This window comes from Alteriqipengyuania flavescens, from assembly GCF_030406725.1.
Taxonomy (GTDB): domain Bacteria; phylum Pseudomonadota; class Alphaproteobacteria; order Sphingomonadales; family Sphingomonadaceae; genus Alteriqipengyuania_B; species Alteriqipengyuania_B flavescens.
In genome coordinates, this window is sequence record NZ_CP129107.1 from 1001283 (window position 1) to 1014136 (window position 12854).

The following is a 12854-nucleotide window of genomic DNA, read 5'->3' on the forward strand; positions in this document are numbered from 1 at the left end:
GATGAAGACGAGCCGCGGCGTGACCGCCATGGAAATGATCGCGAGAACGCCGGGGGGCCCAAAGTGAAAGACGGACCGAATGCAGGTTTGGTCCGCGCAAAAAATAAAGACGGGACTTGGCGAAAGAAACATAAGCATTGACTGACCGCAAAACCCTCAACCTGCGCGAATCCACCGAGGCGCCCGCGCTCAAGAAGCGCGGGCGTGGCTGGGAGATTTCCGACAAGCGGCTCGACCGGCTGCACGACCAGGCGCGCGAGATGCGGCGGCATCCGTCCGACGCGCACAAGGCGCTGGCCGAGCGTTTCGCAAGGGCCGATTTCGGGCGTTATTCCTTCAAGCGCTTCGCCGTGGTCGGCAGCGCGATCGTGGATTTCAACTGCCACCAGCTCGGCATGGCGATCGTGATCGACGAGGACGACACGCCCGAAGAAATCGCCCGCCGCCGTGACAAGAGCCTGGAAGCGGTCGGCATCCGCACCATGCACCTTGCGGCCAAGGACGTGCTGGAAAACATGGATGCGGTGCTCCAGCGCATCACCGCCGGCATGCGCCTGCGCATCGCGGACAAGCAGGAGGCCCGCCGCGAACACCGCCGCAATTCGCGCCCGCGGGAAGAACGCCAATGATGGCCCTCTTCGCATCCGCCCTGCTTGTCGCAACGCCAGCCCCGCAGACGCCGCCCGCCGAGACGTTTCTCGTCACCGACGACGGGGTCACTTTCGAACTCTACCCCCGCAGCGTGCGCGACAGCGGGCGCGGCTCGCTGATCGCGGAAGTGATGATCACGCTCGACACGCCGATGGACGATGGGGTTGCCAGCGCTTTCCAGATCTGGTCCTTCCAGTGCGACAAGCGGACTTCGCAAGTGGCGCTTTCGACCAGCTTCGACGCGGACGGCGAAACTCTCGAGAGCTGGCAGGACGCCCCGCATCCCACCAAGCACGAACCCGTGGCCGAAAACAGCGCGGCGGGCATCGCGCTGGCGCGTGCCTGCGAAATCGCCGGTCGCCCGGTCGGACAGTCAGCCGCTGCACAACCGGACGACGGGGGTTCGCCCGCCCAGGCCGAGCGCCGCCTCGATGCCTGCCTGAAAGCGGGCGCCGCCGGCGCCCCCCGCACCAGCCTCGTCGAAGCCGTCGTCGCACTGCGCGCCCTGTGCGGGGCACAGATCGGGCGAGTGAAGGACCACCGCGTCGCCGCTGCCACGCGCGGCCTCGAAGGCCCCGCCCGCGACGAAGCCGAAGACCAAGCCGTCCGCGCCCTCAACGACGAGATCGCGCGCATCATTGCCAACCTAACCGGATTGACTGCCTGACATGCTGAAAATCGAAAACCTCCACGCCACGGTCGGGGAAGGCGAGAACGCCAAGCCGATCCTCAAGGGCCTCAGCCTCGAACTGAACGCGGGCGAGGTCCATGCCATCATGGGGCCGAACGGCGCGGGCAAGTCGACGCTGGCCTATGTGCTGGGCGGCCGCCCGGGCTACGAGGTCACGGACGGCAGCGTGACCTTCATGGGGAAGGATCTTCTGGACCTCGAGCCGCACGAGCGCGCCGCGCTCGGCCTGTTCCTCGGCTTCCAGTACCCGGTCGAGATTCCCGGCGTATCCAACGTCCAGTTCCTGCGCGAGGCGCTGAACGCGCAGCGCGGGGAGCGCGGCGAGGGACCGCTGTCGGGCGGCGATTTCCTGAAGCTGGCGCGCGAACAGGCCGGCCTGCTGCAGCTCGACATGGACATGCTGAAGCGCAACGTGAACGTCGGCTTCTCCGGCGGCGAGAAGAAGCGCGCCGAGATGGTCCAGATGGGCATCCTCGGCCCCAAGCTGGCGATCCTCGACGAAACCGACAGCGGGCTCGACATCGATGCGCTGAAGATCGTCGGCAGCGGGATCAATTCGATCATGCGCTCAGCCGACAAGGCGGTGCTGCTGATCACGCATTACCAGCGCCTGCTCGATTACGTGCAGCCCGATTTCGTCCACATCCTCGCCGACGGCCGCATCGTGAAGACCGGCGGGCCGGAGCTGGCACGCCAGCTCGAGGACCAGGGCTATGACGAGGTGATGGCGGCGTAATGGCAGACGCAGCAACTCTTTCCGGCGCCCGGCCGACCCGCAAGGACGAAGCCTGGCGCTACTCCGCCGTCGAAGCGCTGGGCGATGTGCCGCTGGACGACTGGCGCACCATCGACGTGGGGCCGGGCGAAACCTTCCGCGACGCCTTCGCGATCGAAGGCCACGGCACCGACGTGCGCCGCCTGCGCATCCGCGTGGGCGAAGGCGCGACGTGCGAACTTTTCGGCGTCATCGCGGGCGGCGATTACGCCCGCGTCGAGGTTGAGGTAACGCTGGCGCGCGGGAGCCATTTCGAACTTGGCGGCGTGACCGTCGGCGGACGGGAGACGGTGCGCGAGTTTGTAACCCATGTGGTTCACGCAGAACCCGAAGCAACCAGTAACCAAGTTATCCGCGCCGTCCACTGGGGGCAGGGGACCGGCAATTTCCTCGGCCGGATCGATTGCGTGCGCGACGCGCAGAAGACCGACGCGGCGCAGGACTTCAAGGGGCTGCTGCTGGAAAAGGGTGCAAGCGTGAACGCCGTGCCCCAGCTCGAAATCTTTGCCGACGACGTGAAATGCGCCCACGGCGCGACGGTCGGCCAGCTGGACGAGGCAGCCCGCTTCTACATGGCGGCGCGCGGCCTTTCGCCCGAACTGGCGCGCAAGCTGCTGGTTCGCGCCTTCCTCGGCGATGCTTTCGTGGCGCTGGACGACGAGGCGGAAAGCGAGCGGCTGATGGATCTCGCCCTGTCGAAACTGGACGCGCATCTGTGAGCGATAGCGCGAACCTGAAACCCTCCCCCCGTGCGGGGGGAGATGGAGGGGGGCTTGCCGGGGAGGCTGGCCTGGACCGGGAGGGCGCAGGCCCCTCCCCAACCCCTCCCCGCACGGGGAGGGGCTCCAAAGCCGATTTCCCCGGCCTGCTGACCGCGGACGGCGGGACGTGGCATTATCTCGACACTGCCGCGACGGCGCAGAAGCCGCAGGCCGTGATCGACGCGATGAGCCGCGCGCTCGGCCGCGACTACGCCACCGTGCACCGCGGCGTCTATTCGCGCTCCGCCAACATGACGCTGGGCTTCGAAGCGGCCCGGCGGCGGGTGGCGGATTTCATCGGCGCGGCTTCCGAAAACGAAGTCGTATTCGTGCGCGGCGCGACCGAGGGCATCAACCTCGTCGCGCAAAGCTGGGGCGATGCGAATATCGCGTCCGGTGACCGGATCATGCTCAGCCAGCTGGAGCATCATTCCAACATCGTGCCTTGGCAATTGCTGGCCGAACGTACGGGCGCGGAAATCGACGTCTGCCCGCTGACCGGGGATGGCCGCATCGATCTCGACTGGCTGGAAGCCAACCTGACCGAGCGGCACAAGCTCGTCGCGCTGGCGCATGTCTCGAACGTGCTCGGCTCGATCTTGGGCGCGAAGCGGGCGGCGAAAGCGGCCCATGCGGTCGGCGCGAAGATCCTGCTCGACGGCTGCCAGAGCGCGCCGCGCATGCGCCTTTCGATGGCGGAACTGGACTGCGACTTCTTCGTGTTCTCCGCCCACAAGCTCTACGGCCCAACCGGCATCGGCGTGCTGTGGGCGCGCGAGGATATCCTGCAGGCCATGCCCCCGTGGCAGGGCGGCGGGGCGATGATCGAGTGCGTAGATTTCGGCGGCACGACCTATGCCCCCGCGCCGCAGCGGTTCGAGGCCGGCACGCCGATGATCACCGAGGCGATCGCGCTCCACGCCGCCATCGACTATGTCGAAGAGGCCGCGGGCGAGGGCGGCATGGAAGCGCTGTTCGAGCACGAGAGCCGCCTTGCCGCCACGGCGCGCGAGGAATTGTCGCGCTTCAATTCGGTCCGCCTGCTCGGCCCGGAAAAAAGCGCCGGGATCGTCTCCTTCGTGATGGAGGGGGTTCATCCGCACGATCTTGGCACCATATTGGACGAGGAAAACGTGGCGATCCGCGCAGGCCACCACTGCGCGCAGCCGCTGATGCAGCATCTCGGTGTGCCGGCGACGGCGCGCGCCAGCTTCGGCCTCTATTCGACGGAGGACGATATTGCGGCGCTGGTTCGCGGGATCGACCGCACCCTCAAGATTTTCGGCTAGGACAAGACAGATGACCGACAGCCAGACCGATACGAAGCGCGAATTCATCGCCGCACCCTCGCCCACCGAGCAGGAGGCGATGAAGCCGCCGCGCGCGCGCGTGTCCGATGCGGTGGACGAGGAAGCGCCCACGGAGAATTTGGCGGAAAAGCTCGAGCGCAAGCGCGACTATCTCGAAGGCTTCCTTGCGAAGAAGCCCGCCAATGTGCCTTCGGGCGAGCCGGGCGGCGAGCTTTACGAGGCGGTCGTCGCGGCGGTCCGTGAAATCTACGATCCGGAAATCCCGGTGAACATCTACGACCTCGGCCTCATCTACGCCGTCGACGTGTCGGCCGACGCGGATGTGGTCATCACCATGACGCTGACGACGCCGCACTGCCCGGTCGCCGAATCGATGCCTGCCGAGGTGGAGCTGCGCGCCGGCGCGGTGCCGGGTGTGCGCGATGCGCAGGTGAATCTCGTGTTCGACCCGCCGTGGGACCCGGCCAAGATGAGCGACGAAGCGCGCCTCGAATTGGGGATGCTGTGATGGCCGAAACGAAGACCCGCCCCGCCCCCAAAGCCGCCGTCGTGCTGACGACCCGCGCCGAGGCGCGGATCGCGCAGCTGATGGCGAAGGCGCCCGCCGATGCGATCGGCGTCAAGCTGTCGACCCCGCGCCGGGGCTGTTCGGGCCTCGCCTACTCGGTCGACTATGTCAGCGAGGAAGCGAAGTTCGACGAGAAGATCGAAACGCCCGGCGGCACGTTCTACATCGACGGGGCGAGCGTGCTCTACCTCGTCGGCAGCGTGATGGACTGGGTGGAAGACGATTTCTCCGCCGGCTTCACCTTCGAAAACCCGAACGCCAAGGGCGCCTGCGGCTGCGGCGAAAGCTTCATGGTCTGACGTGTAGGGGCGCGGCGGGCCTCAGCGGTTCGCGGCCTCTTCCTCGGCAAGGAAATCGAGCAGCGCCTGCTCGTATTCGTCGACTTCGCCGTCCGCCTCGATGCGGGCGTAGAGCCACTCCAGCTCGTGGTCTTCCAGCGCGGCTTCGCGCTCCACCCCGGCATTACGCGCTGCGATACGGTGCTTTTCCGGATCGCCGCTGAAGGCGACTTTCACGCCCCATGCGGCGTCGCCCAGGACGTTGCCTTTCGCATTCCACGCCCGGCCGATCATGCTGCCGATCCCGCCGCGATCCTCGGCGATGACGGCGTTGAGCTCGATCGCCCGTTCGCGGCTGATCTGCGCATTTGCGCCGACGAAGCCCATCAGGAAATTGGCCACGCCTTGCACGAAGAGGCGCTTCCATTCGGGATCGTTGGCTTGTCCCAGCGAAGCGTCCTTGAGGCGGAACAGCAGCTCCGCCTCGCGCGCGCCGACGCACGCGGCGCAGGGCCATGACCTCTTCGGGCGTGATCACCCCGTCGGCGCTGGCGCGTTCGGTGATGGTGGCGAAATGCAAGCTCATGTGCGGCTGGTCCCCCGGTATTATCCGGCGAGAACCATAGGCAAACGGCGTTAATTCGCGGTTAGCGCCGTCTGGCTGCGGGTTAGCGCCGGAGGGCCTGGATACAGGCAGCCCGGTCGACATCCAGCCCGTCGCTGGTCCGCCGCGCTTCCACCCAGGTGGCGATAGCGACCCCGTTTTCCGCAGGGTAGAGGTAGAATTCGAGCACGCAGGCCTGCCCGCGGTACTGCAACTTGCGCGCGTCGCCTTCCGCCACGTCGAGATCGGCAACACCGAATTGCGAGCTCAGCTGGCTGGCCGTCGCGCCGATCACCGTTTCGAGGCCGGGAAGCTGCATCACCTGCACGCCCGGCACGGTCGGCGTGCTGGGCACCGGTGCCTGCGGATAGGTGACGCGCACGCCCCCCCCCTGCGAGCGCGTCTGCGGCCCGCTTTGCGATGTAGACGCACAAGCCCCCAACAGGGCCAGGAGGAAGATCGGAATACTAGCGCGCAGGGTCATCGCCATGCCCCATATTGCGATGGACGAGGTGCGTCGAGGCCGCAGCGCCCAGAACCGGTGCGACGAGGTTTACGCCCGGCAGGCTGAGCAGGACCGCCGCCACACCGCCGAGGCCGAAGCGCTGGAACGGCCCGACCGGCGGCCCCACCGACGACCGGTCCCGCATGTCCGGCGCGGCATGGCGGTTCCAGACCATGTCCTGCAATTCGCGCCCCAGCAGGATCGCGTTGACGAACAGGAACACGAAGGCCGTGCCGATGCCCGTGATCAGCAGCGCGAGGGCAACCGGCAGGGCGATCAGGTTGACGAGCAGCGCCCGACCCGCGGCGCGCAGGCTGGCGCGAACCTGTTCGCCCATCGGTATGGTGCGGGCCGACATGGCGCGGCCGGGATAATGTTTCGCCTCGACCACCGCGACCACGTCGTCGGCGAAGAATTGCACCACCGCCATCGCGACGATGCGCCACAGCAGCCACAGCCCGATCAGCGAGAGTATAAACGCCAGCGCGCCGCGGATACCGCCTGCCCCGGGCACCACCGTATCGGTCAAACCGCCGCCTGCCAGCAGCGCGTCGATCGCGAACCAGCCAGCAAGGCCGAGCACCGCAAAGATCGCGAGGGAAACCAGCACCGATTTCAGCAGGATGCGCAGGATCTGCGGATCGAACAGTTGGCGCAGCGCGAGCAGGTAGGAGGCGGGGAGGGCGGTCATCGAAGCCACGGTCACTCGCCCGCCCCCGCCACGCTGTCAATTACCCATCGAGCGGCGCGCAACGGCCCGGCCTCCACGCAACCATTTGCCGGGAGCGATGCTTGCACGGCGGGCCGGTGCCGCCTATCGCGCCGCCAGTCACTTCAGGCGCCCGTCCACCCAAGTCGGTTCCGGCGCCCCAACCTGCAGGAAATTCCATGTCCGAACCCCGTTACGACGTTATCGCCATCGGCAACGCCGTGGTCGACGTCATCGCCAGCTGCTCCGACGAACTCATTGCCGAGCTTGGCCTCAATCGCGGCGGGATGACGCTGGTCGATGCCGAGGGTGCGACGCGGCTGTACGACGCGATGGGACAGGCGCGCGAAGTTTCCGGCGGATCGGCGGCGAATACGCTGGCGGGCGCCTCGCTGCTCGGCCTGCAATGCGCCTTCGTGGGCCAGGTGTGCGACGACCAGCTGGGCGAAGTCTTCACCCACGACATGCGCGCCACCGGCATCGATTTCGACACGCCGCCGCTCAGCGACGAGCCGCCCACCGGGCGCTGCCTGATCTTCGTGACGCCCGATGGCGAGCGGACCATGAACACCTTCCTCGGCGCGGGCCAGTTCCTGCCGGCATCCGCGTTGGACGAGGACCTGATCGCCAGCGGCGCGATCCTCTATCTCGAAGGCTATCTGTGGGATCCGGAAGAACCGCGCAAGGCGATGCGCCGCGCGATCGACGTGGCCCGCAGCGCCGAGCGCAAGATCGCCTTCACTGCGAGCGAAAGCTTCGTGATCGACCGCCACGGCGACGATTTCCGCGCCATGATCGACGACGGTGTGATCGACATCCTGTTCGTCAACGAACACGAACTGGCAACGCTGACGGGCGAAAGCGACTTCGAGGCGGGCATCGCCGCCGTCGTCGGCAAGGTGCCTCTGCTGGTCGCGACCAAGGGCGAAAAGGGCGCGGTCGCCATCCATGACGGCGAACGGGCCGAAGTGGCGGCGGAGCCCATCGACAAGGTCGTCGACACCACCGGCGCGGGCGACCAGTTCGCCGCCGGGTTCCTGTCCGGCCATGCGAAGGGGGAGAGCCTGGAGCGCTGCCTGAAGCGCGGCGCCATCGCCGCTGCCGAAGTCATCAGCCATTACGGCCCGCGGCCCGAAGCCGACATGAAGGCGCTGATGGCGGAAAAGCTGGGCTAGACACTACACACCGCGCGCCTGTTCCCTCGCGTCACCCCGGCCACCGAGCCGGGGTCCCGCTTTTTATGCGGGCGAGCGTCTCTGCCGAGAACGCAGCGGGACCCCAGATAGGCAGGGTGGCGAGGCGCAAGCGTCACGGCTGCCGGTTATTTCGCAACGGCATTGACAAGGCGCACGCCCTGTTTGTGGTTCCGAACGCCCTTACCCCTTTCGCGCCAAGAAGCAGATGTGGCCCGAGAAGCGCAGCTTGGCGTAATTCTGCGTGCGCGCATCCCAGCCTTTAAGCTTCGCGGCGACCGCGAACAGCGGGTAGGCGAGTGGCAGGCGGCCGATGGTCCGCATCGACAGCTGCCGCGCGATCAAGGCCATGCCTTCGATCCCCGGGCGCATCGCGTCCAGCACCAAGCCGTTGTCTTCGACGATGCGGAACAGGCCGTAAGGCGTGTAGTTGAAGATCGAGAACGAGTGATACGGCTCGAGGTTGGACAGCGAGCCGGCGAAGATCCCGCCCGATTTCAGCACGCGGGCGATTTCCGCCACCACCCGGTCGGGATGGCGGACATGTTCGAACACCTGCCGCGAATAGACGATGTCGAAACTGTCGTCGGCAAAGGGCAAATCGGTGCCGCTGTAGCTGACGAACCTGCCGTCCTCGCGCGTGCGACTGGCGACTTCGGGCGAAACCTCGATATCGCAGCCGGTGTAGTCTGCCCCGGGCGCAAGGGCGCGGATGAGGTCGAGGCCGCGCCCGTCGCCGCAGCCCAGGTCGAGCACCCTGGGCGCGTCCGCACCGCACCGTGCCAGCGCCTCGGCGACCATGTCCTCCGCGCTGGAGGTGCGCGCATGGTCGCCGGGGATGGTGCGCGCGATCAGCTCGTATTCGGGGCCGTGGATGCCCACGCTCAGGCCCTTTTGCGTTGCCGCTCGCGCGCGATCTCGCGGTGGCCGATGTCGCTGCGGTAGAAGCCGGTCGCAAAATCGATCCTGGCCACGGCGGCATAGGCGGCATCGCGCGCGGCCTCGACCGTCGGGCCGGTGGCGGTAACGTTGAGCACGCGCCCGCCCGCGGCGACCAGCGCGCCGTCCTCCATCCGCGTGCCGGCGTGGAAGACCTTGGCGCCCTCAGCCTCGGCGTCCTGCAAGTCGATCGTGCCGCCGCGTGCCGGGGTGCCGGGATAGCCTTCGGCCGCCATCACCACCGTCATGGCGGTGTCGGGCGACAGCTGCGGTGCGCCGATCCCGGCCAGTTCGCCCCTCGCGCAGGCGAGCATCAGTTCGCCGAGATCGCTTTCCAGCCGGGTCATCAGCACCTGGCATTCGGGATCGCCGAAGCGGCAATTGTATTCGATCAGCTTGGGGCCGTCTGTCGTCAGCATCAGGCCGGCATAGAGCACGCCTGAATAGGGTGTGCCTTCCGCCTTCATTGCGGCGACCGTGGGCCGGATGATCTCCGCCATTGCCCGCTCGCGCAGCTCCGGCGTCAGGACGGGCGCGGGGCTGTAGGCGCCCATGCCGCCGGTGTTGGGGCCGGTGTCGCCGTCGCCCACGCGCTTGTGATCCTGCGCGCTGCCGCACGGCACCACGGTCTCGCCGTCGGTGATGGCGAACAGGCTGGCTTCCTCGCCGGTAAGGAATTCCTCGATCACGACCTGCGACCCGGCATCGCCGAATTTGCCGCCGAACATTTCGGCTAGCGCCTCGTGCGCTTCGCTCGCGCTCTCTGCGATGACAACGCCCTTGCCCGCCGCCAGCCCGTCGGCCTTGATGACATAGGGCGGCTCGCCCAGCTTCTCGAGCGCGGCGAGCCCTTCGTCGTAGGTCGCGACTTCGAAATAACGCGCGGTGGGTATGTCTGCCCGGTCGCACAAACGCTTGGTAAAGGCCTTGCTGCCTTCCAGCTGCGCTGCCGCCTTGTCGGGCCCGAACACGGGGATGTCGCTGGCGCGCAGGCTGTCGCCCAGTCCGTCGACCAGCGGCGCTTCCGGCCCGATGACCACCAGGCCGATGTCGTTCTCGGCGCAGAACGCGGCGACCTCACCGTGATTCTTGGCGTCGAGCGGCACGTTGCGCCCGCATTCCGCCGTCCCCGGGTTGCCCGGGCTGACGAAAAGCGTACCGCCGCCCAGCACGCGGGATTGCGCCAGCTTCCATGCCAGCGCATGTTCGCGTCCGCCCGAACCGATGAGCAGGATATTCATGGCCGACCCCCATAGCAGCGATGCCGATGTTCCGAATGGCGATCTGGTAGCGAAGGGCGTGCGCGGGGACAACGCCGAGCCGGTTTCCGTCAGCGAGATATCCGCGCGTTTGAAGCGCATGGTGGAGGGCGAATTCGGCTACATCCGGCTGCGCGGGGAGCTTTCGGGCGTGAAGCGGGCAGCATCGGGCCACGTCTATTGCGCGCTGAAGGACGACAAGGCGGTGCTCGACGGGGTGATGTGGCGCGGCACCGCGCAGCGGCTCGCGTTCGCGCCGGAAGACGGGCTGGAAGTCGTCGCGACCGGCAAGCTGACGACCTATCCGGGCCGCTCGAAATACCAGATCGTGATCGAACGGATGGAGATCGCGGGGGAGGGCGCGCTGCTCGCCCTGCTCGAAAAGAACCGGCTGCGGTTCGAGGCGGAGGGGCTGTTCGCCGCATCGCGCAAGCAGCCGCTGCCGTTCCTGCCGCGTAGGATCGGCGTCGTGACGTCTCCTACAGGGGCGGTCATCCGCGACATCCTCCACCGACTGGCCGACCGCTTCCGGGTCCACGTGATGCTGTGGCCGGTCATCGTGCAGGGGCAGGGCGCGGCGGAGCAGGTCGCCGCCGCCATCCGCGGCTTCGACGCCATGCCAAAAGACGGCCCCCTCGCGCAGCCCGATCTGCTCATAGTAGGCCGCGGCGGCGGCTCGATCGAGGATTTGTGGGCCTTCAACGAGGAAGTCGTGGTGCGCGCCATCGCGGAATGCAGCATCCCGCTGATCAGCGCGGTCGGCCATGAAACCGACACCACGCTGGCCGATTTCGCCGCCGACCGCCGCGCGCCCACACCCACAGCAGCGGCCGAAATGGCGGTGCCCGTCCGGGCGGAACTTGCCTTGCAGATAGACGATCTCGCCCTGCGCCAGCGCCGCTTCGCCCCCCGTCCGGTGACGCTGGGGCGCGAACGGCTGGAGGCGCGCTGGCAGCGCCTGCCCCGGCCCGAAGCCCTCACCCAGCAAGCCGCACAGAAGCTCGACGATCTCGGCGAAAGGCTGCGGCGCGGCCTTGCCGACCGGGCGGCGAAGGCGCGCGAGCCGCTGCTAGGCTGGGCGGGTAGGCTGCAATCGGGCCTCGCCCAGCGCGGCATCGCGGAACGCCGCCGGCAGCTGGACCGGGCGAAGCTCGCACCTCGGCTGCTCCAGCGCAACGCGCGCACTGCGCAGGAACGCTTCGCCGGTCTTGCGCGCGTTTTCGGGACGCTCAGCCCGCTCGGCCCGCTCGACCGCGGCTTCGCGCTCGTCACCGGGCTTGACGGCAACCCGCGGACGTCGGCCGCCGCTGCCCGGCAGGAAGCCTCGCTGGTGCTACGCTTCAAGGACGACACAGTGGAGGTGACAACCGGCAGCGCGCCGGCCGTCAGCCAGCCCACCGTCAGGCCGAAAGCGAAGCGCGCGCCCGCAAAGCCTCCCGGTGCGGACCAACCGAAATTGCTTTAGCGTCGCCGGACCCCTACATGGTCCGACATGTTGTTTTCCCGCCAGGATGGCCCCGCCCAACTCGTCTACAGCGCCAACGATTTCCGCATCGTGCGCCCCGGTAAATTCGTCTTCTGCGCCGCGACCGAAGCGGAAATCCCGCTCGAGGCGCTGCGTTATTGGAGCGTCGACTTGCAGGAAGCCTACGCCACGGCCGAAGCCGCGACGCAGCGCCTGATGGGCGAGGGCGAATGAGGCTTTTCGCGAGCGTCGCCACGGCCACGTTGCTGTCCGCCTGCATCCCGCAAGTGGACACCGCCGATACCTCTGGCAGGGCGCCTGCACCCGCTCCGACGATCACGCCGCAGGTTGCCGCCCCTCCGCCGGCGGTCGCTATCCCCGTGCCTGCGGAATTCACCGCCCTGGAGGGTGAGTTCACCCAAGGCGGCTTCGTGCGCGGCTACGCCCCTGTCGGGACGGTCGCACTGACCATCGACGACGCGGAGGTCGCGCTCGGTGTGGACCGCTATTTCTTTGCCGGCATCAATCGCGATTCCCAAAGCAGCGCCACACTCGTCGCGAGACTGGAAGACGGGCGCATCCTACGGGAGACGATAGAGGTATCACCGCGCGAATGGCGGCTGGAGCGGGTCAATCTCGCCCGTCCCACCGGCAGCGCCAGCGAGGCATTCATGCGCCGCCGCGCGCCGGAACTGGCCCGGATCAACGCCGCGCGCGACGTCCGCTCGGATATCGACGGTTGGCGGCAGGACTTCGTCTGGCCGGTAAAAGGCCGCATCTCCGGCATGTTCGGGTCCCAGCGAATCTATCGCGGCGTTCCCGGCAGCTACCACTCCGGTATCGACATCGCGCCGGGTGCCGGGGTGCCCTTCGTCGCGCCGGCGGACGGAGTTGTAGTGCTCGCTGCGCCCGAGGAATTCTCGCTCGAAGGCAAGCTCCTCATCGTCGACCACGGCAACGGCCTCAACAGCGCGTTCCTCCACGCAAGCGAACTGGCGGTGGGGGAAGGCGAAACCGTGCGGCAGGGTCAGTATCTCGGCAGGATCGGCGCGACTGGCTCGGCCACCGGCCCGCACTTGCACTGGAGCGTAAAGTGGGGCGCGGCGCGGCTCGATCCCATCCTCCTGACCGGCCCCATGTAAAGCG

16 protein-coding genes are annotated in these 12854 nt (G+C 67.6%); 11 read left to right on the forward strand and 5 right to left on the reverse strand.

The features are described 5' to 3' along the window. Positions 1–137: 137 nt before the first annotated feature. From QQW98_RS05285 to QQW98_RS05315, 7 genes are all read left to right on the forward strand, one after another. A complete protein-coding gene (locus tag QQW98_RS05285; RefSeq protein ID WP_290136492.1) occupies positions 138–629 on the forward strand; it encodes a DUF559 domain-containing protein in 492 nt (163 codons plus the stop codon). Then, positions 629–1318, forward strand: coding sequence for a hypothetical protein (locus QQW98_RS05290; RefSeq protein ID WP_290137082.1), 690 nt, complete (start codon positions 629–631; stop codon positions 1316–1318). The genes QQW98_RS05285 and QQW98_RS05290 overlap by 1 nt, the downstream gene beginning before the upstream one ends. A gap of 1 nt (position 1319) precedes the next feature. Further along, positions 1320–2078 carry a Fe-S cluster assembly ATPase SufC gene (gene sufC, locus QQW98_RS05295; protein WP_290136494.1) on the forward strand — a complete coding sequence of 253 codons (759 nt, stop codon included), beginning with the start codon at positions 1320–1322 and terminating at the stop codon, positions 2076–2078. Next, positions 2078–2836: a SufD family Fe-S cluster assembly protein gene (locus tag QQW98_RS05300; protein WP_290136495.1), complete on the forward strand. Its 759-nt coding sequence runs from the start codon at positions 2078–2080 to the stop codon at positions 2834–2836. Before sufC ends, QQW98_RS05300 begins: the two co-directional genes overlap by 1 nt. 71 nt (positions 2837–2907) lie before the next feature. Further along, positions 2908–4167 carry a SufS family cysteine desulfurase gene (locus QQW98_RS05305; protein WP_290136872.1) on the forward strand — a complete coding sequence of 420 codons (1260 nt, stop codon included), beginning with the start codon at positions 2908–2910 and terminating at the stop codon, positions 4165–4167. Between the two features lie 79 nt (positions 4168–4246). Next, positions 4247–4696, forward strand: a complete 450-nt coding sequence (locus tag QQW98_RS05310) for an SUF system Fe-S cluster assembly protein (RefSeq protein WP_404800886.1) — start codon at positions 4247–4249, stop codon at positions 4694–4696. Further along, positions 4696–5055: a HesB/IscA family protein gene (locus QQW98_RS05315; protein ID WP_290136497.1), complete on the forward strand. Its 360-nt coding sequence runs from the start codon at positions 4696–4698 to the stop codon at positions 5053–5055. Before QQW98_RS05310 ends, QQW98_RS05315 begins: the two co-directional genes overlap by 1 nt. Positions 5056–5076: 21 nt before the next feature. On the opposite strand, the gene QQW98_RS05320 is transcribed toward QQW98_RS05315, so the two are convergent. From QQW98_RS05320 to QQW98_RS05330, 3 genes are all read right to left on the reverse strand, one after another. Next, positions 5077–5445: a hypothetical protein gene (locus tag QQW98_RS05320; RefSeq protein ID WP_290136498.1), complete on the reverse strand. Its 369-nt coding sequence runs from the start codon at positions 5443–5445 to the stop codon at positions 5077–5079. Positions 5446–5702: 257 nt separating this feature from the next. After that, positions 5703–6020, reverse strand: a complete 318-nt coding sequence (locus QQW98_RS05325) for a hypothetical protein (RefSeq protein WP_290136499.1) — start codon at positions 6018–6020, stop codon at positions 5703–5705. Positions 6021–6105: 85 nt separating this feature from the next. Beyond that, complete coding sequence (locus QQW98_RS05330; protein ID WP_290136873.1) at positions 6106–6834, reverse strand: EI24 domain-containing protein; 729 nt, start codon at positions 6832–6834, stop codon at positions 6106–6108. A 197-nt stretch (positions 6835–7031) separates the two neighbouring features. Here QQW98_RS05330 and QQW98_RS05335 point away from each other — a divergent pair, with 197 nt between their 5' ends. Continuing rightward, entirely contained in the window at positions 7032–8027 is a 996-nt protein-coding gene (locus QQW98_RS05335) for an adenosine kinase (protein WP_290136500.1), read from the forward strand. A 201-nt stretch (positions 8028–8228) separates the two neighbouring features. Here the strand turns inward: QQW98_RS05335 and QQW98_RS05340 are convergent, their stop codons facing one another. Together QQW98_RS05340 and purD are read right to left on the reverse strand one after the other, a co-directional pair. Beyond that, complete coding sequence (locus QQW98_RS05340) at positions 8229–8927, reverse strand: class I SAM-dependent methyltransferase (protein WP_290136501.1); 699 nt, start codon at positions 8925–8927, stop codon at positions 8229–8231. Between the two features lie 2 nt (positions 8928–8929). Next, positions 8930–10225, reverse strand: coding sequence for a phosphoribosylamine--glycine ligase (gene purD / locus QQW98_RS05345; protein ID WP_290136502.1), 1296 nt, complete (start codon positions 10223–10225; stop codon positions 8930–8932). On the opposite strand from purD, the gene xseA reads away from it, so the two are divergent. Genes xseA through QQW98_RS05360 form a run of 3 tightly spaced genes read left to right on the forward strand, consistent with a single transcriptional unit; the run spans position 10224 to position 12850 of the window. After that, the gene (gene xseA / locus QQW98_RS05350) at positions 10224–11708 is read left to right on the forward strand and encodes an exodeoxyribonuclease VII large subunit (protein WP_290136503.1); all 1485 of its coding nucleotides are present in this window, start codon (positions 10224–10226) and stop codon (positions 11706–11708) included. The two genes, purD and xseA, sit on opposite strands and share 2 nt — an antisense overlap. A gap of 27 nt (positions 11709–11735) precedes the next feature. Beyond that, the gene (locus QQW98_RS05355) at positions 11736–11942 is read left to right on the forward strand and encodes a DUF2093 domain-containing protein (RefSeq protein ID WP_290136504.1); all 207 of its coding nucleotides are present in this window, start codon (positions 11736–11738) and stop codon (positions 11940–11942) included. Beyond that, positions 11939–12850, forward strand: coding sequence for a M23 family metallopeptidase (locus QQW98_RS05360; RefSeq protein ID WP_290136505.1), 912 nt, complete (start codon positions 11939–11941; stop codon positions 12848–12850). Before QQW98_RS05355 ends, QQW98_RS05360 begins: the two co-directional genes overlap by 4 nt. The last annotated feature ends 4 nt before the right edge of the window (positions 12851–12854 follow it).

Excerpts from the sequence above, each read along its gene's own strand:
- QQW98_RS05330 (WP_290136873.1), bottom strand. The coding sequence starts at position 6,834 with ATGACCGCCCTCCCCGCCTCCTACCTGCTCGCGCTGCGCCAACTGTTC.
- xseA (WP_290136503.1), top strand. The coding sequence starts at position 10,224 with ATGGCCGACCCCCATAGCAGCGATGCCGATGTTCCGAATGGCGATCTG.
- sufC (WP_290136494.1), top strand. The coding sequence starts at position 1,320 with ATGCTGAAAATCGAAAACCTCCACGCCACGGTCGGGGAAGGCGAGAAC.
- QQW98_RS05315 (WP_290136497.1), top strand. The coding sequence starts at position 4,696 with ATGGCCGAAACGAAGACCCGCCCCGCCCCCAAAGCCGCCGTCGTGCTG.
- QQW98_RS05360 (WP_290136505.1), top strand. The coding sequence starts at position 11,939 with ATGAGGCTTTTCGCGAGCGTCGCCACGGCCACGTTGCTGTCCGCCTGC.
- QQW98_RS05335 (WP_290136500.1), top strand. The coding sequence starts at position 7,032 with ATGTCCGAACCCCGTTACGACGTTATCGCCATCGGCAACGCCGTGGTC.
- QQW98_RS05300 (WP_290136495.1), top strand. The coding sequence starts at position 2,078 with ATGGCAGACGCAGCAACTCTTTCCGGCGCCCGGCCGACCCGCAAGGAC.
- QQW98_RS05290 (WP_290137082.1), top strand. The coding sequence starts at position 629 with ATGGCCCTCTTCGCATCCGCCCTGCTTGTCGCAACGCCAGCCCCGCAG.
- QQW98_RS05355 (WP_290136504.1), top strand. The coding sequence starts at position 11,736 with ATGTTGTTTTCCCGCCAGGATGGCCCCGCCCAACTCGTCTACAGCGCC.
- purD (WP_290136502.1), bottom strand. The coding sequence starts at position 10,225 with ATGAATATCCTGCTCATCGGTTCGGGCGGACGCGAACATGCGCTGGCA.
- QQW98_RS05310 (WP_404800886.1), top strand. The coding sequence starts at position 4,247 with ATGAAGCCGCCGCGCGCGCGCGTGTCCGATGCGGTGGACGAGGAAGCG.